The sequence below is a fragment of the Desulfovibrio piger genome (genome assembly GCF_012843875.1).
GTDB lineage: Bacteria > Desulfobacterota > Desulfovibrionia > Desulfovibrionales > Desulfovibrionaceae > Desulfovibrio.
The window spans coordinates 23,690-42,835 of the sequence record NZ_JABAFY010000010.1; the positions used below are offsets into that span (position 1 = coordinate 23,690).

Sequence of the window (19,146 nt, forward strand, 5' to 3'; positions counted from 1 at the left end):
ACATCATGAAAGATACGCTGCGTTTGACTGATATTTCCACGGCCGAAGGCCAGATGGTCAGCATCGACCTCAAGGACATCCCCGATGTGGAAGGCCTTGACCTCGTCAAGATGCCCTGGCGCCCCGTTACCGACGAGCAGAAGGCCAAAGTGGCCTGCATCCTGGACGAAGTCTGCGTGCTGAACATCCCCAAGCCTCAGACCCCCCAGGAAGAAGAAGAGCTGGTCAACCGTTTCCTGGACGGTATGCGTAAGCTGTTCAGCAAGGAGAACAACTGGACCTTCCTGCCCATGCTGGAAACCAGCATGGACTACTGCGCCCAGTGCAACTCCTGTTCCGATGCCTGTCATCTGTACGAGATGTCCGGCAAGAACGAGATGTACCGCCCCAACTACCGCTCTGAAATCTTCCGCCGCATCTACAAGCAGTATGTGAAGAAAGAGCCCCTGGCCAAATGGCGTTACGGCGACATGGGCCTGAACTGGAAGACCGTTGCCCGCCTGGGCGAACTGGCCTACCGCTGCAACCTCTGCCGTCGCTGCGCCCAGACCTGCCCCATCGGTGTGGATAACGGCCTGATCGCCCGCGAAATCCGCAAGCTGTTCAGCCAGGAACTGGGCTTCTCGCCCCGCGAACTGCACGAAAAGGGCACCATCAACCAGATGAAGGTGGGCTCCTCCACCGGTATGACCCCCGACGTGGTGAAAGAAAACGTGGAGTTCATCGACGAGGACTACACCGAAATCACCGGCGTGGGCATCCACACCCCCTTCGACGTGAAGGGCGCCGACATCCTGCTGATCCACAACGCCGGCGAAGTCATGGCCTGGCCCGAAAACATCGCCAGCTTCTCCCTGATCTTCCAGGAAGCCGGCCTTTCCTGGACCCTGTCCAGCAAGGCCGTGGCCTATGACGGCGTGAACTACGGCGTGTTCTATGACGACGCCCAGACCGCCCGTATCGCCCTGCAGCACATGCAGGCCGCCAAGGAACTGGGTGCCAAGAAGATCGTCATCGGCGAATGCGGCCACGCCCACAAGGCCATGACCGTTATCGCCGACCGCGTCATCCCCTACGAATACCAGGTGCCCCGCGAATCCTGCTATGTAACCCTGCGTGACATCATCATGTCCGGTCGTCTGAAGCTGGATCCCTCGCGCAACAACTTCCCCGTCACCCTGCACGACCCCTGCAACGTGGTCCGTCTGATGGGTGTGGTGCAGCCCCAGCGCGACATCCTGCACAAGATCGCCCCGCAGTTCCGCGAAATGCCCTGCCACGGCGTGGACAACTACTGCTGCGGCGGTGGTTCCGGCTTCGCCATCATGACCCGCCAGAACATCGACGAATGGCGCGGCAACATCTCCGGCCGTAAAAAGATGTGGCAGATCGCCCAGGCCTTCAAGGACTGCCTTGGCCCCGAAACCAAGAAGTACATCTGCGCTCCCTGCTCCAACTGCAAGGGCCAGATCCGCGAAATGCTGGAACACAGCGATCTGTACACCAAGAACAGCTTCGCCTACGGCGGTCTGGTGGAACTGATCGTCAACGCCATGGTCAACGTCAATCCCGGCTTCATCAAGTGGGAAGGCGACGAAGAGTAATCTTCGACCATGTGTCATCTTTGGGGGGAGCAGCGATGCTCCCCCTTTTTTATACCTGCAGAAAAGCGGGAGAACTGCGACGCACCCGTCTGCACCCGTGTTTTCCTGCGGGCGAGGGAAAGGCCCCCTTTGGTGGACAAAAGCTGCGTCCTCTCCTCGCCCCCTCCTCGCCAAAAAACTTTTTTCCGGGCCTGTCCTGTGTCCGGCGATCGCCCTGTGACATCAGGAAAAACGTCCGGATGCTTACAAAAAAGATCCGTTTCATCCATCTGGCTGCGTCGTATACCAGACGGGCTCTGAAGGACTGCGAGACGTTATCGGGGACGTTTGCCTGATGCCTGTCCCTGGGCCATCCTCCAAATCATCCGCCATTTCGTTTCGCGTCGTGACGCTCACCAGGCTGACCCCAAAAATAAAAAAGGCCGCGGGAACTCTCCCGCAGCCTTGGTATCTGGTGATGGCCTCAGGCCATCTCAGGCTCATTCACGCCCGTAACGGTCGTCAAAACGCTCGATATCGTCTTCGCCCAAGTAATCACCGGTCTGGACTTCCACGATCTCCAGCGGCTGTGCCGAAGCGTTGCTCAGCCGATGCATGGTCTTCTGGGGGATGTAGACCGACTGGTCCACATGCAGGTGCATCTCTTCGTCCCCCACGCGCACCAGACCTTCCCCGGCGATGACGACCCAGTGCTCGGCCCGGTGCCGGTGACGTTGCAGGGAAAGCGCTGCTCCGGGATTGACCTGGATCCGCTTGACCTGGAATCGCTCGCCCAGGGCCAGGGTCTCATACCAGCCCCAGGGACGATACACACGCAGATGCATCTCCTGCTCGTGCCGGTCCTGGGCGGCAAGACGGGCCACCAGGGTCTTGACCTCCTGGCTGCGGGCCCTGTCGGCCACCAGGACGGCGTCGCCGGTCTCCACCACCACAAGATCCTTCACGCCCAGCGTCGTCACCAGGCGGCTCCCGGCATGGATGTAGCATCCCCGGCTGTCCTGGGCCATCACATCGCCCACGCAGGCATTGCCTTCCGCATCCTGCGTGCTGTTTTCGTAGATGGCTTCCCAGGATCCCAGATCGCTCCAGCGGCACGGCAGCGGCACCATGGCCACATGCGCGCTTTTCTCCATCAGGGCATAGTCCACCGAATCAGAGGGGCAGTGGGCAAAAGATTCCCGATGCAGGCGGATGAAGTCATAATCGGCCCGGCGCAGGGCCCAGGCCTTGCGCACCGCGGCCATGATGGCCGGAGCCTGCGCTTCCAGCTCGGCCAGATACTGGGAGGCGCGAAACACGAACATGCCGCTGTTCCAGAAATAGCCGCCCTGCGCCAGCATGGCCTCGGCAGCCTCCTGCGCGGGCTTTTCCACAAAACGGCGGACCGCGAAACCGGAAGCCAGGGCATCGCCCTTTTCGATGTAGCCGTAACCGGTCTCGGGGCGGTCCGGCGTGACCCCGAAGGTGACCAGGGCCCCTTCGCGGGCACACTCCGCAGCCTGTGTGACGGCAGCGGCAAAAGCCGGCAGATCCTCCAGCACATGGTCCGAAGGCAGGACCAGCAGGACAGGATCACCGTCTTCCACGTCACAGGCGGCCGTCACGGCCAGCGCGGCAGCGGCGATGGCCGGTGCCGTATTGCGCGGTTCCGGTTCCAGCAGGATCCGGCCGTTCAGTCCCTGACGCTGCAGGGCTGCGGCGGCAAGAAAGCGCTGCTCTTCATTGCAGATGACCACGGGCGCGGCCAGTCCGGGCACGGCCGCAAGACGCTGCAGCGTGTCCTCGAACAGCGTATGGCCGCCCAGGTCCATGAATTGCTTGGGATACTTGCGACGGGACAGGGGCCACAGGCGTGTACCGGCGCCCCCGCACAAGATGACGGGACAGATCTTCATGTCGTTTGCTCGGTATATTTGGTAGCGTGGAGAAAAAAGCATCGCGGCAGAGAAAACGGCCGGAGGACTTTCCTCCGGCCGTATGGCGACGCTTACAGATAGTCGGGATTGGCAGCGGCCTTGCCGTTGGCCAGCATGATGCGCACATAATGCAGGCCGTGCTCGTCCACCGGGATGATGGGGAACTGCTTGCCGCAGCCGTCGCAGCGCACATTGCGCGGCTCCACCGGGTTGACCAGCGGTACATGGCGCAGGCAGTGGGGGCAGCGGTAGAAGAACAGCAGCTCCATGCCGTCAGGAGCCACAGGCTCCAAAGGTTTCTGGCTACCGGACATGGGCTTCCTCCACCAGCGGCGTCCCGGTCATGGCCTCGGGCTGGGCGATGCCCCACATGCGCAGCAGGGTCGGGGCCACATCGGCCAGCTTGCCGTCATGCAGGCGCCATTCCTTGCCGGAGGCATCCAGCAGGATGCAGGGCACGGGATTGGTGGTATGGGCGGTCTGGGGCTTGCCCTCTCCGTCCTTCATGACTTCGCAGTTGCCGTGGTCGGCGATGAGCAGCATACGGCCCTTGCGGGCCTCCACGGCAGCCACCATGCGGCCCACGCATTCATCCACCACCGTGCAGGCTTCCACGGCGGCGGAGAGCACGCCCGTATGGCCCACCATATCGCCGTTGGCCAGGTTGCAGACCACCAGGTCGTACTGGCCGCTCTGCCAGGCTTCCACGAACTTGTCAGTGACCTCGCGGGCGCTCATGGCCGGTTTCTGGTCATAAGTCTGCACCTCGCGCGGCGAAGGCACGAGGATGCGGTCTTCCAGCGGCAGGGGCTCTTCCACACCGCCGTTGAAGAAATAGGTGACGTGCGCGTATTTTTCCGTTTCGGCCAGACGCAACTGGTGCATGCCCTGCTGCGAAACGACTTCGCCAAGGCCCATGGTCACGGATTCCTTGGGGAAGGCCACCGGCAGGGGGAAGTGGGCGTCGTAGGCCGTCATGGAAGCCACGGCAGCCAGCTGCGGCACCCTGCCCCGCTCGAAACCGGTGAAGTCCGCGTCCACGAAGGCCTGGGAAAGCTCGCGCATGCGGTCGGCGCGGAAATTGTAGAAGAACAGGCCGTCGCCGTCCTGCAGGGTGGAGGCATCCTCGCCTTCCAGCAGCACGGGCTTGATGAATTCGTCGCTGATGCCCTCGGCATAGGAATCTTCCACAGCCTGCACGGCATCCGTGGCCTTGCGGCCCTTGCCGTGGACCATGAGATCCCAGACCTCGGACACGCGCTCCCAGCGCTTGTCGCGGTCCATGGCATAGAAGCGCCCCGCCAGGCTGGCCACACGCACGTCCTTCATGGAGACGATCTGTTCCAGCAGGCTGCGCACATAGGAGGCGCCGCTCTGGGGCGGGGTATCGCGCCCGTCCATGAAGCAGTGGATGCGCACCGGCACACCGGCGGCGAAAGCCATGGCGCACAGGGCCACCAGATGGTTGATGTGGCTGTGCACGCCGCCGTCGGAGAGCAGGCCCGCCAGATGCAGACGGCCGCCGCTGCGGCGTGTTTTTTCCAGCACGTCCTGCAGCACGGGGTTGTGGAACAGGGAGCCGTCCTCAAGGGCCACGTCGATGCGCGTCATGTCCTGATAGACGATGCGTCCCGCACCGATATTGAGGTGTCCCACCTCGGAGTTGCCCATATAGCCGGCAGGCAGGCCCACTTCGCGCCCGGAGGCGGCAAGGCGGCTGTGAGGACAGCGCGCCATCAGGTCATCCAGATGGGGCGTGGCTGCCACCCAGGGGGCATTGCCTTCCCCTTTTTCCGTCAGGCCCCAGCCGTCAAGGATGAGCAACAGGGTGGGGGTCATGCACGGGGCTCCTTGTTGAGGGCAGCGGCAGCCGCGCCCCACAGGTTCTCCAGCTGATAAAGATCACGCACGGACTGCTGGAAGATGTTGACCACGATGTCGTTGCAGTCCACCAGGATCCACTGGCCGGTGTTGTAGCCTTCCATGCGCAGGTATTCGTAGTTCTGTTCATGGCACAGGGCGGAGACGCCGTCCGCCAGGCTCTGGGCATGACGCACGGAGGTGGCGCTGACCACCAGCAGGGCGTCCGTGAAGGCACCCTGGCCGGCCAGGTCGATCTCGGCCACGTCGACAGCCTTGTGTTCCTCAAGCCACGCCTTGATGACGGCCATTTTTTCCGCCGTAGGCAGTTCCGAATATTTCTTGGGGGTAGAGATAAGGTTTTGCATGTCCCTCCCATACCTCAAAGCGTACCCGAGGGCAACAATCCCGCCCGGGCCGGGGATGGCCCGGCGCATTGTTCCGGGCATAAAAAAGACATTGCATTGCAATATGTTATCCATGTTTTTCAAGCAGATATCTTGACCTTGGGGGGCTTTTGCGTCATCCATAGACTACTCAGGATTTCAAGGAGAAACGCCGTGATTTTCAATATCGACAAGGAAACGCTGCCCCGCGAAGATATCGAAGCCCTGCAATTGCGCCGTCTGCAGGACCTTTGCTCCCGTGTCTATGCCAATGTGCCTTTCTACCGCAAACGCTTCGACGAGAGCGGTATCAAGCCCGGCGACATCAAGAGCCTGGCCGATCTGAAGAACCTGCCCTTCACCGAAAAGCAGGACCTGCGCAATTACTATCCCTTCGGTCTTTTCGCCGTGCCGCGTGACAACATCGTCCGCCTGCACGCCTCCAGCGGCACCACCGGCAAGGCCGTGGTGGTGGGCTATACCGCCCGCGACCTGCACAACTGGGCCGAACTGGCCGGCCGCAGCCTGTCCGCCGCCGGCGTCAACCAGACGGACATCGTGCATGTGGCCTACGGCTACGGCCTGTTCACCGGCGGTCTGGGCGCCCACGGCGGTGCCGAGCGCATCGGTGCCACGGTGGTCCCGGCCTCGGGCGGCGCCACGCGTCGCCAGGCCTACCTGCTGCGCGACTTCGGCGCCACGGCCCTGTGCTGTACGCCCTCCTACGCCCTGCACCTGTGGGAAGCCGGCCAGGAAGTGGGCATCGACTTCCGTGACCTGCCCCTGCGTACCGGCGTGTTCGGTGCCGAGCCCTGGACCGAAGAGATGCGCCAGGACATCGAGCAGAAAATGGGCATCAATGCCCTGAACATCTACGGCCTTTCCGAAGTCATGGGCCCCGGCGTGGCCATGGAATGCCTGGAATCCAAGTGCGGCATGCACCTGTGGGAAGACCACTTCCTGCCCGAGATCATCGACCCCGTCACCGGCGAACAGCTCCCCGAGGGCGAAGTGGGCGAACTGGTCATCACCACGCTCACCAAGGAAGGCATCCCGCTGATCCGCTACCGCACCCGCGACCTGACCAGCCTGGATTACACTCCCTGCCGTTGCGGACGTACCCATGTGCGTTTGACCCGCATCCGGGGCCGCAGCGACGACATGCTCATCATCCGCGGCGTCAATGTCTTCCCGCAGCAGATCGAAGCCCTGCTCATGGAAAACCAGAACCTGAGCCCCAACTATCAGATCATCGTGGACCGCGTGAACAACCTGGATACCCTGGAAGTCCAGGTGGAGATGAACGAGACCCTTTTTGCCGACGAGATCCGCAAGCTGCAGAGCCTGGAAAGCTCCATCCAGAAGAGCATCAAGGAATTCCTGGGCGTCACCACCAAGGTGCGCCTTATGGAACCGCATTCCATCCAGCGTTCCGAAGGTAAGGCCAAGCGTATCATCGACAAGCGGCCTACAGAATAAAGCTAACAAAAGCAGCATGTTGGAAAATAAATTTTTTATTTTTCGACAAAATGAAAAAAGCTGCTTGACAGAAAGGGGGTCTCTAGCGTAGAACCCTCTTTCGTTGAGCGGGAGTAACTCAGTGGTAGAGTGCAACCTTGCCAAGGTTGAAGTCGCGGGTTCAAATCCCGTCTCCCGCTCCAACAAATGAGGCGACATAGCCAAGTGGTAAGGCAGAGGTCTGCAAAACCTCCACTCTCCAGTTCAAATCTGGATGTCGCCTCCAAAAAAAACGATCGGTGGATATGCCGTGCATATGCGCGGGAGTAACTCAGTGGTAGAGTGCAACCTTGCCAAGGTTGAAGTCGCGGGTTCAAATCCCGTCTCCCGCTCCACAACATAAGGCGACATAGCCAAGTGGTAAGGCAGAGGTCTGCAAAACCTCCATTCTCCAGTTCAAATCTGGATGTCGCCTCCATAAAAAACGATCGCAACATACCGTGCCAGTGTGCGGGAGTAACTCAGTGGTAGAGTGCAACCTTGCCAAGGTTGAAGTCGCGGGTTCAAATCCCGTCTCCCGCTCCATAAAAAACTGCCCTTTCGGGCGGGAATAACTCAACGGTAGAGTGTCAGCTTCCCAAGCTGAAGGTTGCGGGTTCAAGTCCCGTTTCCCGCTCCACAAGCCGACACGGACTTCTTATGAGGTCCTTTCCATAGCGGATCGTTCCGCATCCCGCGCGGGAGTAACTCAGTGGTAGAGTGCAACCTTGCCAAGGTTGAAGTCGCGGGTTCAAATCCCGTCTCCCGCTCCAGCAAATTCAGGGGTTTTCTCTTAGGAGAAAGCCCCTTTTTTTGTATCCGGACATATCTCCCCGACAGCGTTCTCCTGTTGTACGCATGTCCGGAGGCTTCCCCGCCCTGCTGGCGGACCGCAAAAAAACGTGCCATGCAGGCGAGTTTCCTCCTTTTTTTGCCATCCCGGGCCATTTGACATAATTTCATAAATTATTTATCAAAATATGTACCTTACAGAAGGAGTTTCCATGAGTACTGCTTCTACCATCAAATCGCTGGCGGCCTACGATTTGATCCGTGACATGATCCTGTCCGGTGAGGCCCTGCCCGGCACCCGACTAGTCCTTGTAGACTTGGAAAAAAAGCTTGGCGTGGGGCGCGGGCCCATCCGGGATGCCCTCATGCGCCTGGACAAATCCGGCCTGGTCCAGAACATCCCCTACAAGGGGGCCATCGTCATGATGCCGCCCTCTTCCAAGGAAATTGAGCACATCTTCAATCTGCGCATCCAGGTGGAATGTGCCCTGGCCAAGGAAGCCATGCAGCAGGCGACCGCCGAAGACATGGACAGGCTGGAGCAGCTGGCCGGCGACTTAGCCGATACCCGTGATGCCGACTTTTTCTTCCACAAAGACAGGGACTTCCACCTGCAGCTCTACTCTCTTTCGCGGATGCACCATCTGCTGGCCGTGGACAGCCACCTGCTGGACTATGTGGAAGGTTTCCTCAACACCCGCCGCTATTCTCCCGAAGACATCTCGCTCTTCATCCAGCAGCACAAGGACATCCTGACCGCCATGCGCGACAAGGATGAAGAAAAACTCATGGAAGCCATGCGCCGTAACATCCTGGTCGGCCTGGAACTGATGCAGGACGAGATGAAGCGCCTGAAGCGCCACTAGGTTGCGCGCGCTCCACCGGATATGACAAGCCACCTTCGGGTGGCTTTTTTTTTCGTTCTGGGGACAGGCCTATACCTTGCGCACGCTTTTCACATCACGAACGGGATGCCGGAAGCCTGCGGAATGCCCCCCCGGCAAGATCCCCTCTTCCTGTATCCTCTGCCTGTACTATGGATGGCCTCTCCATAAGCCTTGCCCCGTTTCCCCGGCGAAACGCTGCGGCTGATCGCCGGATGCCTAGCCACATCGGCAGGCATGGCTTGCTCCCTTTTCGGCAGCCGTTCCATCCGGTATAGTCGTCCCTAACGTTCCAGAATCCTTTGCTGCTGCGGCCACCAGCTAAAGAAAAAGGCGACATGCCATGTGCATGCCGCCTTTCATATTCGTTGTGCCTTTCCCTGTTCAAAGGGCTGCGTCAACGCAAGTCCAGATATTTGTGGGCCTGGACGCTCACACGCCACTGATGGGCAAAGGCCGCCTCCACGCACAGTCGTGTGGCTTCCTTCCCCTGGCTCACGGGCTGCAGCCAGACGAGCTCCGTCAGCGGCCGGGCAGCCGCCTTGCGGGCCGCTGCCAGCGCCTGTTCGAAACGGGCCAGATCCGCGGCCGTATCCACAGGGAATTTGATCTCTCCGGCCCGCTCCCAGGCATCCTGACGCACTGCCAGCCCCCCCGGCATGTCCAGCTTGGGGCTCAGGGTCACCCAGACATCCGCATGGCAACGGATGGGCATGGTGCCGCTGGTCTCGATCTGGACACGAAAACCTTCCGCCACCAGCCGGGAGGTCAGCTCCGTGAGGTCATGGCGGCAGGGCTCGCCGCCGGTCAGCACCACATGGCGCGGCCCGGCCTCCCGGGTGGCTGCCAGCAACACCTCGGGCTCCACATCGGCATAGCCCGCTCCCGGCCCCTGCTTGGCACGCACGGCGGCAAAATCCAGCGTCGCGCCGTCCAGGCGGGCGGCGTACTGCGTATCGCACCACGGGCAGGCCACAGGACAGCCCTGAAAACGGACGAACACGGCGGGCGTCCCGGCAAAGGAGGCCTCGCCCTGCAGGGTGACGAAAAATTCGTTGACCGCCAGGGTCCGCATCACAGGCTCCAGCGCGCCTTGCACTTGGCGGTCTCTTCCACTTCCACGGCCACCAGACGGGCCCCGGTGCCTTCCAGCTGGGCCGGCCCCACCACTTCGCCCAGATAGCGGGCCATGTTCTCGGCGGACGGATTGCAGGGCAGGACGCTCACCGAAGGATCCAGCGCCCGCAGGCCTTCCAGCAGGGGATCCTTGTCCCAGACCAGAAAGCGGTGATCCCAGTGGTCTTCCAGCCACTGGCACAGGCGTTCCTTGACCACCTGGAAGTCCAGCACGCGCCCCAGGGCGTCCAGCTCGTCGGCGGTGCAGGTGAAATGGATGCGGTAATTATGCCCGTGCAGACGGGCGCAGTGGGATTCGTGCCCGCAGATGCGGTGTCCCACGGAAATATCATGATAACGGCAGATACTGATCATGGTCTCCTCTCAACACTCCGGCATGCCGGATGATTTCGGACATGCCTGCGGCACGGACGGTCTCCGGGCCTCCGGCACTATAGGGCATCTTGGCGCGGCTCGGCAACCATCCGGCAGGGGCCTGCGGCCTTCCCGGCAGGCTAGATGACACCGCTCTCGTGCAGGATGTTCAGGCCGATGCACAGCAGCACCACGCCGCCCAGCACCTCGGCCCAGCCGTTGAGCATGGGCAGCGAGGACAGCTTTTTGCCCAAAAAGAGCCCGCAGGCCGAGATGGCGGCGCAGACCACCCCGATAAGACAGGAAGGCAGGAAGGCATTGGTATTCGTCATGGCAAAGGTCAGGCCCACGGCCAGGGCATCGATGCTGGTGGCCACGGCCAGAAGGAGCAGGTTCCAGCCTGCGGTGGGGTCGCTCTGGGGACAGGACACGGGCTCGTTCTTGCGCAGGCCACCGATACCGGAGCGCAGCATGTTGCCGCCGATCCACGCCAGCAGCACGAAGGCCAGCCAGTGGTCCCAGGCCTCGATGAAATGATGCACCGACTGCCCCAGGAACCAGCCCAGCACCGGCATGAAGAACTGGAAAAAGCCAAAGGCCGCGCTGACCCGGACATACTGGCGTAGCCGGACTTCGCGGATGGCGCATCCCGAGGCCAGCGCCACGGCAAAAGCATCCATGGACAGGGCCACAGCCAGCAGAAAAACAGTAAAAAATGACATGATTATCCCGCAGGTTGACGGAGGTGAAACAGACGAGTCATACCCCAAGCGCACGACGGCGGCAAGCTTTCCGCCGCAGCATCCCCGGCCGGGAAGAGGCTCCGGAGCCGGAAACCACTTCCGCGTTCCTGCGCGGCAGCCACGATCACGCGCCCGCACGGCAGATCCGCATCCCGACGGCCCGCGGCAAAGGCTGCTGTCCCGGCGCCCTCCTCTTGCAGCCCGCACGGGCAACGCTTATATAGCGGGCAGGAGAGTATCCCATGCAAATGACTTTCATCCTCATATACTGGCTTGGCAACCTGCAGGCCCTGCTCGCACAGACGGCCCAGGCCCTGCCCTTCCTCATCCTCATGACCCTGCTGGCCGGCCGCAAGGGCAACGCGGCCCTGTGCCTCTGGGGCGGACGTCAGCTCCTGCGTCTGGACCTGTTCTGTGCCGCCCTCTCCCTGCCCCTGTTCCCGCTCATGCTCCTGCTGGAAACCCTGCGGCAACCGCAGATGCCTCCGCTGGCCGACCTTCTCGTCCAGCCCGCCAGCGTGGCCCTGCTGGCCTGGCTGCCGGCCACCCTGCTGCTCTGGGGCCTGCTGCGTGCCTCCCGTCACTGGCCCGACACCACGGATCCGGCCATCACGGTCTATCGCACCACTGACCTGCGCCTGACGCTCTGGGGCTGTCTGCTGGCCCTGCTGCTCTTCCTGCTGGGCAGCCTGCTGTCCACAGGCCTGCTGCTGGAGCCGCCGCAGGGCATGGAGCGCAGCAACTTCATCCTGCTCCAGATCCGCCAGGCCCTGCACCTGCTCTTCCGCTACCTCTCGCTGGCGGGCGGCGCTGCCCTGCTCTGGCTCTGGTATCTGCGCCACCGCGCGCCGCTGACGGACGAAAGGGCGTTCCCCCTGGCCGTCCGCTGGTGCACGGTCTGGGCCGTGGTGGGGTATCTGCCTTCCATCATAGACTTCTGGAGCACCCTGCTGGCCGCCCTGCTGCGCAGCCTGCACAGCGGCGTCCCCTTCGACATCATGCCCCAGATGAACGCCCTGATCCTGTCGGTGCTGGCCGCCCTGGCCATCATCAGCTGGAGCGTCTTCCTGTACCGGCCTCAGAAGGCCCGCAGCCTTGTGCTGCAGCTCCTGCCCTGGTGTTTCCTCATCATACGGATGGCCGTACCGCTCACCCAGCTGCCGCGGCTCTGACCCCGCTTGCTCCCGTCCCCGCTGCGGGCTATGCTGGCGAGAACATCTTACCCCACTCCAAAGGATCCGTTATGCGCCATATTCTTCTTGCTCTCGTGTTTCTGCTGACCGCCGCCGTCAGTACTCCGGCCGCCGAAAAGACCTTCAGCCAGTTCGCCGTGGACCTGCCCGACGGCTGGACCAGTGACGAACGTCCCGGTTTCCAGAGCGGACACCCGGACGAATACATGCTCCTGCTGGGCAAGCGCGGCGAGGAAGCCGTGGAGGCCCACATCACCATCTTCATCCTGCCCAACAAGGACAAGATGGACGCCAAGACCTTTGCTTCCCGCATGCGCGAGATGCAGGACGCTCCCACGGACCTGCAGCAGGAAGGCACCATGTGGATCTTCCGCGGCACGCCCCGCAGCCGGGCCATGGCCATGGAGACCCTGACCCGCGTCAGCGCCGATGATGCCCGCATCCTCATCATCATGGAACAGGATCCGGCCGGTCTGGGCACGGCCAAGGTCGTGGAAAGCCTGCGCGGCCTGACCCCGGCCAGCAAGGCCCTGCTGGGCCGCTAGGCCTGGCCTTCCACACATCGCGAACATCCGGGGCCATCCGCCATGCGGGTGGCCTTTTTTCATGCCCGTCCGCCGCAAATGCGAAAAGAGGGGGACCCGCAGGCTCCCCCCTCTTCATGATGCACGGTACGGCTGATCCGTCCCGCATCCTCTCCGCCGGACACACGAAGCGGAGAAATATCTTCCCGCCCTCCCGGATGAAGGGAGGGCCGCCCATCCTTTTTCCTTCCCGGCCCGTCCGGAGGAAGAGTTGCCGGGCCGCCGGCAGCTCCCCGAAGGCGCGGGCGTCCCCTTGCCCTCACAAGCACAGACAGAAGAACGAGGCAAGGGCCTCTTCCTTCACTGCCCGTACGTTGCCGCTAGCCCACGGAGGCATGCGCCTCGGCCAGGCTGGCTTCCTCTTCACGGCCCAGGGCGCGCAGGGCCCGGGCCAGTACCTGCCAGCCTTCGGGCGTGTCGCGCAGGCCCACGCTCTTTCGGGCCAGCAGCTCGGCCATGGCCGGATCCTCGTCGCCGTCCAGATACAGGCGGGCCAGCAGGAGCATGGCCGCGGCATCGAAAGGATTGCGCAGCAGGGTATCGTGCAGCAGTTCGCGGGCCTCGCCGCCATGCCGCTGCCGGGCCGCGAGCCGGGCCAGATAGCGCCGGGCAAGGCTGGGCCGCTGCTCCCCGGCCTGCTCCGCCTGCCTGTCCTCGATGGCGGCGGCCAGCTCATAGAAGCGCCGGGCCTCGTTGCGGCGTCCGCCCTCCTCGCACAGCTGCCCCAGACGCAGGTGGGCATAGACGTGTTCCGGGGCGTCCTTGATGCATTCCCGGTAATAGCGGGCCGCGGCACGGCGCTCGCCCAGCTGCTGGCAGACCGTGCCCAGATTGTAATGGGTCTGGGCGATGCGCTCCTGCCGTTCCGGCCCGGCATCGCCCTTGTAGCGCAGGGCCTCCAGAAAATGCCGCCGGGCCTCGTGATAACGCCCCAGAGCGGCCATGCAGACCCCCAGGGAATTGCGGGCCAGCACGTTTTCCGCATCCGCCAGCAGGGCCAGCTTGTATTCGTCGATGGCGCCGAAGACGTCCCCCAGCGCATAGCGGCGGTCCGCACTGATGTTCAGGGCCAGGGAATTGCACAGGCCCGCGCGCGGCGAAGGCAGCAGCTGGGCGTACTCCAAGGCCTTGAGGGCGCAGTCGAGCATCTCGCCCTTGCGATAGTGCAGGAGGGGATACCCGGCAAGACCGGCCGAGACCGGCAGTCCGGCCCCTTCCAACCGGGTGCACAGGGCCGCATAGTGGGGCAACAGCGTCTCGGCGCTGCTGTCCGCATGGAAAAAGATCAGGGCATTGCTGCCATAGAGCCCCGCCAGCGGTTCCCCGGCGCACAGTTCGGGGATCTGCCGCCATGCCGCGAGGCATTCGCCCAGCGCCGCTTCCTGCCGTGCGTCATGCGGGACATCCACCCGCACGATGGCCAGCACGAAGCGCCCCGTGCGCTCTTTCTCCTGGGCAAAAAGATGCAAAAAGTCCCCATGCCCGTAGATGCCCGCGCAGGAGCCGTCCTCCAGAACAGGGATGCGGGCGCGTACCTCCTGCACGCTCCCGGCAGCGGAAGCCTCCTCCGTTTCCTTATCCGCCGCGGCCGTCCCTTCCTGCCCGGGCGTGCCGGATGCATCGGCGGCAGCGGTCTTGCCGCCCGGCGTATGGGGATGCGACGCCGCAAGGGAGGGCACTTCCAGCAGGCTGAGCCTGTCCCCGGCTTCCAGCGGCGCCGTAGCATCGGCCAGATGCACGGTCTCGGCCACGGAGTAGAATTCCCGCACCTGCAGCAGCACCACTTCGCCCTTGTACTGGTTGCCGGAGCCTTCCTGTCCCGACGGTCCCCAGACCGCGAAACGCATGCCTTCGCGGGCCTTGGCCTGGGCCCCCAGCCCCACCCGCACCCGGCCCTGCGGCAGGGCCCGGAGCACGGTACCGCCGTCCTGAAGGATGCGGGCAAAGGGCATGACGCGCGGCGCTCCCGGCTGGGAGGTCATGCGGGCCGCGAGCCGGGCACGTTCCATGAGCATGCGGGCCTGCTCGAACATGGGCAGACGCAGCTCGGCGCCTTCCATGTCCTGCGGGTACACGGCATGTCCGGCGCTCAGACGGGGACGTATGGTCCTGCCCGTCAGGGGGGCGGGCATGGCGGCCCCGGCCATGCGGGCCAGCGCGGCCTCGGCCATCTTCTGGCAGGCGCTGCGGCCGCTCACCGACGGCAGCAGCAGGGCCATGCCGAAGCGCCCCACACGGGCGGCCACCACATCCGACGGCAGCTCCTCCTGCAAGGCTTCGGCCGCGCGGCGCATGAGCTCATCGGCAAAGCGGAAGCCCATGCGGCCCACGATCTCGCGCCCGTTGGAAAAATGCAGCAGCACCAGCCCCATGCACAGCCGGTGCAGGGGGGAGCTCTGTCCGTCCCCGCGGGAGGGGTCCGCGAATATCTCGCGCACCCGGGCGGCCTCGTCTTCCATGGAGCCGTAGAGCACGTTCTCCGTGGCCAGCCCTGTCACGGCATCCACGCGCGTGGCCTTGACCCGGGCCAGAAGTTCCAGGCAAAGGTCAGCGATGGCAGGGAGCTGCGGCAACAGGAGACGGGCATCCCGCACCTTGACGCCGTGCAGCATCAGCACGCCCAAAAGGCTCCCCTGCCGGTACAGGGGCAGGAGCAGGCGGCGTTCGCGCGGCAGCAGTTCCGGCTGGCGCGGCGCATGGGTGGTGGGGAAGTACAGGGCATGGTGCGAACACTGGATGAACTTGCCCAGTTCCTGCATCAGGAGGGCGTCCATGTCCATGAGGTCCCTGCGGGTCAGGTCACAGGCGGAAGGAGCGATATTCATGCCGCCAGTGTAGTTGTCCCCCCGGGCATTGTCTAGAAAAAATCAAGAAATATCGTCCGCGAATATGCCGGTACCGGGCGGGCTTGCCCCACGGACCCTCCTGCGCTACCTAGAAGAAAATCCCATTCGCAAAAGGAAGGATCCCATGCCGTATTCCGTCTATCCTCTGGGTCCGCTGGAGACCAACAGTTACCTCGTCTACAAGGACGGCCAGGCCGTGGTCATCGATGCCGGCGGCGACCCCGCCCCCATCCTGCACGACCTGCGCGCCAAGGGCCTGACGCTGGCCGCCATCTGCCTCACGCACCGCCACTTCGACCACATGTACGGCGTGGCCACGCTGGTGAAGGAGACCGGCGCCCCTGTCTACTCTCCGGTCCACGATGCCTGCCTGATCGGTACGGAATCCTCCGACGGCGGCATCTGGGGCTTCCCGCCGGTGCCTGCCTTCGAAAGCCGTGACCTGCCCACGGGACCGCAGGTCTTCGGCGGCATGACCTGCACCGTGCTGGACACCCCCGGCCATACCCCCGGCGGCGTCTCCTATTACTTCCCGGACGAAAAGGCCGTGTTCACCGGTGATGCCCTCTTCTACCGCTCCCTGGGCCGCACGGACTTCCCCGGCGGCGATCACGACACCCTGCTGCATTCCATCCGCAAGGTGCTCTTCGCCCTGCCGGAGGAAACGGCCGTCCTGCCCGGTCACGGCCCGGCCACCAGCATCGGCAACGAACGCCGCAACAACCCCTTCTGCGGGGACTTCGTCTGATGCGCATCCTTTCCCTGCTGGGCAGTCCCCGCGCCAACGGCACCACCCATACCATGGCCCGCCTCATCGCCGGGGGACTGTCCGGCGGCGGGCCCGTGGAGGAGATTGCCCTGCAGGAAAAGCACATCCGTCCCTGCCGGGGCTGCCAGAGCTGTGACGCCGCGCCCCATGTCTGCCCGCTGGCGCGGACGGACGATGCCGAGGCCGTCTTTGCGGCCATCGCCGCCGCGGACGTGGTCCTCTGGACGTCCCCCGTCTACTTCTACGGCCTGCCCGCCCAGGCCAAGGCGCTGGTGGACCGTTCCCAGCGCATCTGGGCCGGGGTGGAGGCGGGCCGACCGGCAGGCAAAGGCCCCCTGGTGCTGGCGGCTCTGGCGGCGGCCCGTCCGCGCGGGGAACAGCTCTTCACCGGCAGCCTTCTGGGCCTGAAATACTTTTTTGCCAGCTTCGGCGCCCGGATAGCGGATACCCGCACCCTTCGGGGCCTGGCCTGTCCCGAGGACCTGCTTTCCCGTCCCGACCTGTGCGCCGATCTTGAGCGCTGGGGCCGGGACTGGGCCGTCCGTCTGGCGGAGGGCCGCCCGTGAGCCCTGCCGGGCGGGATCACGTCAGGGAGAGGAGACCCGGCGCTGTCCCGGAGGCGCCGCTGCGGCGTTCCTCCTTCCTGTTCCGCCTGACCCGTCTGCTGGGCCTCAGCGAACACCGCTGCCCGGTCTGCGGCACGCCTGTGGAGGATGACGGGACAGGCGGCTCCGGCCCGGAAGCCGGGATGCTGGCCCACGGCCTCTGTCCCGCCTGTGCCCGGGCCCTGGGCCCGTACGTCGGGGGCCGCTGCCGGGCCTGCGGGCTCCCCCTGCCCTGGCCTGCCGCCGGGCAGCCGCTGCTGTGCGGAGACTGCCTGACTTCCCCGCCTCCCTGGCAGGGACTGGCACTGCACGGCCAGTACCACGGGCCGTTGCGCCAGCTCATCTTGCGTTTCAAGCACGGCGGCAAACCGGCCCTGGCCTTCTTGCTGGCCGGGATGCTGGCCGATGCCGCCTCCTGCCTGCCATTGCCCGACGCCGTCCTGGGCATCCCCCAGCATGAGGATCATTTGCGCCGACGCGGCTACAACCAGGCGCATGAGCTGGCCGTGGCGCTGGGGCTCTTGCTCTCCCTTCCTGTCCGTCCCGGACTGCTGCGCCGTCCGGCGGACAGCCCTCACCAGACAGGCCTCACCGCGGCCCAGCGGCAGCGCAACGCCGCCGGGAGCTTTCAGGCTGCCGACGTCCGGGGGCTGCACCTGTGGCTGGTAGACGACATCATCACCACCGGCAGCACCCTGCGGGCCGCCAGCGCCGAACTGCGTCGGGCCGGGGCCGCGCGCGTGGATGTCCTGGCCTTGGCGCGGACGCCCCGTCCCTGAGGCGCCTCTGGAAATGGCGCATGACAAAAATGGGGAAAATTGCTACATCTGCCCTATATTACCCATAAAATAAGGATCGAAGCATGTCACTGCCACGTGCCGCCCTGCTGGGCTGTATGCTGTCCCTGGCCGTCTCCCTGACTGTCCCTGCCCCGGCCCGCGCCGAAGTCACCCTGCTCATCCCCAGTCGTACCTTCATCGACGTCCCCGCCGAGAAAAAAGGTACGGAACCCCAGGCTGCCAAAGCGCCCGCCGCCAAAGAAGCCAAGAACACCGCCGACAGCGGCAAGGAGGCCCCTGCCGAAGCCGCCGGTGAGGAGAACAAGGCCCAGGCTGCCGCCCAGCCCGCCCCGCCGCCGCTCAATGCGGAGGTGGACATGCTCATCAGCCTGATGCGTCCCAGAGAACATGCCGCCCAGCCCATGGACATGCCGCAGCTCTTCGCCGTGCTGCGGCACGATGCCGGGACCCGTTTCGTCAACGGGACTCCCCAGCCCGAGCGCCGTGACCTGCTGGGCGACATGGAAGAAAGCCTGTACCTGGATACCAAGGCCTGGGGCGCCAATGTGGCCATCGACCAGCCCGGCCTCTACCAGTTCATCACCGAGACCCGCCCGCGCCTCAATGCGGAACGGCAATGCTTCGAGCAGCAGTACGTCAAGAGCATCCTGCCGGTCTGCGGCGTGGAAGAAGGCTGGGAGCGGCCCGCCGGACTGCGCTTGGAGATCCTGCCCCTGACCCGGCCTTTCGGCCTGACCGCAGGCAGCAGCTTTACGGGCAAGGCACTGGGTCCTGACGGTCCCCTGACAAATGCCCGTGTATACATGGACCGCATCCGCACGGAAAAAAAGACCGGCCCCCTGCCCTGGCAGCATGATCTGGAAGCCCGCACCGATGCCGACGGCCAGTTCACCTTCACCCCCGGAGCGCCCGGCTGGTGGTGCTGCGTGGTGGAAGTGCCCGGCCAGCCCCTCAAGGGCCCTGACGGCCAGCCCACGCCCCTGATCCTGGGGAGCGTCCTCTGGCTGTACGTGGATGCGGCGGAACAGCCCGACAAAAACCGGTAGGCCGAAAATACACTTTTTTCAGCAGGTATTTCCCGCGATTATCACCGTGCAGCCCCGGCCGTCCCCCCGGGAGAGCCTTGCGGGCCTTGCCTTTTTGCCCAAGCCAGCTATAGTAAATGGTATTGAGAAA

The 19,146-nt window shown here is 64.0% G+C and carries 17 protein-coding genes and 7 tRNA genes; 16 read left to right on the forward strand and 8 right to left on the reverse strand.

Annotation, left to right across the window (positions count from 1 at the left end; genetic code table 11):
• Window positions 1-5: 5 nt before the first annotated feature.
• A complete protein-coding gene (locus HF854_RS04155; protein ID WP_168935190.1) occupies window positions 6-1,604 on the forward strand; it encodes a (Fe-S)-binding protein in 1,599 nt (532 codons plus the stop codon).
• A gap of 479 nt (window positions 1,605-2,083) precedes the next feature.
• On the opposite strand, the gene HF854_RS04160 is transcribed toward HF854_RS04155, so the two are convergent.
• The 4 genes from HF854_RS04160 to rsfS all read right to left on the reverse strand — a co-directional run bounded on the left by HF854_RS04160 (window position 2,084) and on the right by rsfS (window position 5,748).
• Entirely contained in the window at window positions 2,084-3,499 is a 1,416-nt protein-coding gene (locus HF854_RS04160) for a mannose-1-phosphate guanylyltransferase/mannose-6-phosphate isomerase (protein WP_168935191.1), read from the reverse strand.
• Window positions 3,500-3,591: 92 nt separating this feature from the next.
• Window positions 3,592-3,834, reverse strand: a complete 243-nt coding sequence (locus HF854_RS04165; RefSeq protein ID WP_168935192.1) for a hypothetical protein — start codon at window positions 3,832-3,834, stop codon at window positions 3,592-3,594.
• Window positions 3,824-5,359: a 2,3-bisphosphoglycerate-independent phosphoglycerate mutase gene (gpmI, locus tag HF854_RS04170; RefSeq protein ID WP_168935193.1), complete on the reverse strand. Its 1,536-nt coding sequence runs from the start codon at window positions 5,357-5,359 to the stop codon at window positions 3,824-3,826. The genes HF854_RS04165 and gpmI overlap by 11 nt, the downstream gene beginning before the upstream one ends.
• A complete protein-coding gene (gene rsfS / locus HF854_RS04175; RefSeq protein ID WP_168935194.1) occupies window positions 5,356-5,748 on the reverse strand; it encodes a ribosome silencing factor in 393 nt (130 codons plus the stop codon). The genes gpmI and rsfS overlap by 4 nt, the downstream gene beginning before the upstream one ends.
• Window positions 5,749-5,940: 192 nt before the next feature.
• On the opposite strand from rsfS, the gene HF854_RS04180 reads away from it, so the two are divergent.
• The 9 genes from HF854_RS04180 to HF854_RS04220 all read left to right on the forward strand — a co-directional run bounded on the left by HF854_RS04180 (window position 5,941) and on the right by HF854_RS04220 (window position 8,921).
• Entirely contained in the window at window positions 5,941-7,245 is a 1,305-nt protein-coding gene (locus HF854_RS04180; protein WP_040368905.1) for a phenylacetate--CoA ligase family protein, read from the forward strand.
• A gap of 107 nt (window positions 7,246-7,352) precedes the next feature.
• Window positions 7,353-7,427, forward strand: a tRNA-Gly gene (locus HF854_RS04185).
• Window positions 7,428-7,435: 8 nt separating this feature from the next.
• Window positions 7,436-7,510 (forward strand) — tRNA-Cys (locus tag HF854_RS04190).
• Window positions 7,511-7,544: 34 nt separating this feature from the next.
• Window positions 7,545-7,619, forward strand: a tRNA-Gly gene (locus HF854_RS04195).
• Between the two features lie 8 nt (window positions 7,620-7,627).
• A tRNA-Cys gene (locus tag HF854_RS04200) sits at window positions 7,628-7,702 on the forward strand.
• Between the two features lie 32 nt (window positions 7,703-7,734).
• Window positions 7,735-7,809, forward strand: a tRNA-Gly gene (locus HF854_RS04205).
• A gap of 19 nt (window positions 7,810-7,828) precedes the next feature.
• A tRNA-Gly gene (locus tag HF854_RS04210) sits at window positions 7,829-7,903 on the forward strand.
• Between the two features lie 58 nt (window positions 7,904-7,961).
• A tRNA-Gly gene (locus HF854_RS04215) sits at window positions 7,962-8,036 on the forward strand.
• A gap of 231 nt (window positions 8,037-8,267) precedes the next feature.
• Entirely contained in the window at window positions 8,268-8,921 is a 654-nt protein-coding gene (locus HF854_RS04220) for a GntR family transcriptional regulator (RefSeq protein WP_168935195.1), read from the forward strand.
• 415 nt (window positions 8,922-9,336) lie between these two features.
• Here the strand turns inward: HF854_RS04220 and queE are convergent, their stop codons facing one another.
• The 3 genes from queE to HF854_RS04235 form a co-directional block, all read right to left on the reverse strand.
• A complete protein-coding gene (gene queE / locus HF854_RS04225) occupies window positions 9,337-10,014 on the reverse strand; it encodes a 7-carboxy-7-deazaguanine synthase QueE (RefSeq protein WP_168935196.1) in 678 nt (225 codons plus the stop codon).
• A complete protein-coding gene (locus HF854_RS04230) occupies window positions 10,014-10,430 on the reverse strand; it encodes a 6-pyruvoyl trahydropterin synthase family protein (protein ID WP_006003584.1) in 417 nt (138 codons plus the stop codon). The genes queE and HF854_RS04230 overlap by 1 nt, the downstream gene beginning before the upstream one ends.
• A 140-nt stretch (window positions 10,431-10,570) precedes the next feature.
• Window positions 10,571-11,152: a manganese efflux pump MntP gene (locus tag HF854_RS04235; RefSeq protein WP_168935197.1), complete on the reverse strand. Its 582-nt coding sequence runs from the start codon at window positions 11,150-11,152 to the stop codon at window positions 10,571-10,573.
• 263 nt (window positions 11,153-11,415) lie between these two features.
• On the opposite strand from HF854_RS04235, the gene HF854_RS04240 reads away from it, so the two are divergent.
• Window positions 11,416-12,345 carry a hypothetical protein gene (locus tag HF854_RS04240; RefSeq protein WP_168935198.1) on the forward strand — a complete coding sequence of 310 codons (930 nt, stop codon included), beginning with the start codon at window positions 11,416-11,418 and terminating at the stop codon, window positions 12,343-12,345.
• 71 nt (window positions 12,346-12,416) lie between these two features.
• Entirely contained in the window at window positions 12,417-12,911 is a 495-nt protein-coding gene (locus tag HF854_RS04245; protein ID WP_168935199.1) for a protoporphyrinogen oxidase, read from the forward strand.
• A 359-nt stretch (window positions 12,912-13,270) separates the two neighbouring features.
• Here HF854_RS04245 and HF854_RS04250 read toward each other — a convergent pair whose 3' ends face one another.
• Window positions 13,271-15,775: a tetratricopeptide repeat protein gene (locus HF854_RS04250; protein WP_168935200.1), complete on the reverse strand. Its 2,505-nt coding sequence runs from the start codon at window positions 15,773-15,775 to the stop codon at window positions 13,271-13,273.
• A 145-nt stretch (window positions 15,776-15,920) separates the two neighbouring features.
• On the opposite strand from HF854_RS04250, the gene HF854_RS04255 reads away from it, so the two are divergent.
• From HF854_RS04255 to HF854_RS04270, 4 genes are all read left to right on the forward strand, one after another.
• Window positions 15,921-16,544 (forward strand): MBL fold metallo-hydrolase, encoded by a 624-nt coding sequence (locus tag HF854_RS04255; RefSeq protein WP_168935201.1) that lies wholly within the window; start codon window positions 15,921-15,923, stop codon window positions 16,542-16,544.
• Window positions 16,544-17,131: a flavodoxin family protein gene (locus HF854_RS04260; RefSeq protein ID WP_239463769.1), complete on the forward strand. Its 588-nt coding sequence runs from the start codon at window positions 16,544-16,546 to the stop codon at window positions 17,129-17,131. The genes HF854_RS04255 and HF854_RS04260 overlap by 1 nt, the downstream gene beginning before the upstream one ends.
• Window positions 17,128-17,949, forward strand: coding sequence for a ComFC family protein (locus HF854_RS04265; RefSeq protein WP_303932211.1), 822 nt, complete (start codon window positions 17,128-17,130; stop codon window positions 17,947-17,949). Before HF854_RS04260 ends, HF854_RS04265 begins: the two co-directional genes overlap by 4 nt.
• A gap of 83 nt (window positions 17,950-18,032) precedes the next feature.
• The gene (locus HF854_RS04270) at window positions 18,033-19,016 is read left to right on the forward strand and encodes a DUF4198 domain-containing protein (protein ID WP_239463770.1); all 984 of its coding nucleotides are present in this window, start codon (window positions 18,033-18,035) and stop codon (window positions 19,014-19,016) included.
• Window positions 19,017-19,146 lie beyond the last annotated feature (130 nt).

Coding starts and splice junctions, on each gene's coding strand:
- HF854_RS04155 (WP_168935190.1), top strand. CDS start 6: ATGAAAGATACGCTGCGTTTGACTGATATTTCCACGGCCGAAGGCCAG.
- HF854_RS04160 (WP_168935191.1), bottom strand. CDS start 3,499: ATGAAGATCTGTCCCGTCATCTTGTGCGGGGGCGCCGGTACACGCCTG.
- HF854_RS04165 (WP_168935192.1), bottom strand. CDS start 3,834: ATGTCCGGTAGCCAGAAACCTTTGGAGCCTGTGGCTCCTGACGGCATG.
- gpmI (WP_168935193.1), bottom strand. CDS start 5,359: ATGACCCCCACCCTGTTGCTCATCCTTGACGGCTGGGGCCTGACGGAA.
- rsfS (WP_168935194.1), bottom strand. CDS start 5,748: ATGCAAAACCTTATCTCTACCCCCAAGAAATATTCGGAACTGCCTACG.
- HF854_RS04220 (WP_168935195.1), top strand. CDS start 8,268: ATGAGTACTGCTTCTACCATCAAATCGCTGGCGGCCTACGATTTGATC.
- queE (WP_168935196.1), bottom strand. CDS start 10,014: ATGCGGACCCTGGCGGTCAACGAATTTTTCGTCACCCTGCAGGGCGAG.
- HF854_RS04230 (WP_006003584.1), bottom strand. CDS start 10,430: ATGATCAGTATCTGCCGTTATCATGATATTTCCGTGGGACACCGCATC.
- HF854_RS04235 (WP_168935197.1), bottom strand. CDS start 11,152: ATGTCATTTTTTACTGTTTTTCTGCTGGCTGTGGCCCTGTCCATGGAT.
- HF854_RS04240 (WP_168935198.1), top strand. CDS start 11,416: ATGCAAATGACTTTCATCCTCATATACTGGCTTGGCAACCTGCAGGCC.
- HF854_RS04245 (WP_168935199.1), top strand. CDS start 12,417: ATGCGCCATATTCTTCTTGCTCTCGTGTTTCTGCTGACCGCCGCCGTC.
- HF854_RS04250 (WP_168935200.1), bottom strand. CDS start 15,775: ATGAATATCGCTCCTTCCGCCTGTGACCTGACCCGCAGGGACCTCATG.
- HF854_RS04255 (WP_168935201.1), top strand. CDS start 15,921: ATGCCGTATTCCGTCTATCCTCTGGGTCCGCTGGAGACCAACAGTTAC.
- HF854_RS04260 (WP_239463769.1), top strand. CDS start 16,544: ATGCGCATCCTTTCCCTGCTGGGCAGTCCCCGCGCCAACGGCACCACC.
- HF854_RS04270 (WP_239463770.1), top strand. CDS start 18,033: ATGTCACTGCCACGTGCCGCCCTGCTGGGCTGTATGCTGTCCCTGGCC.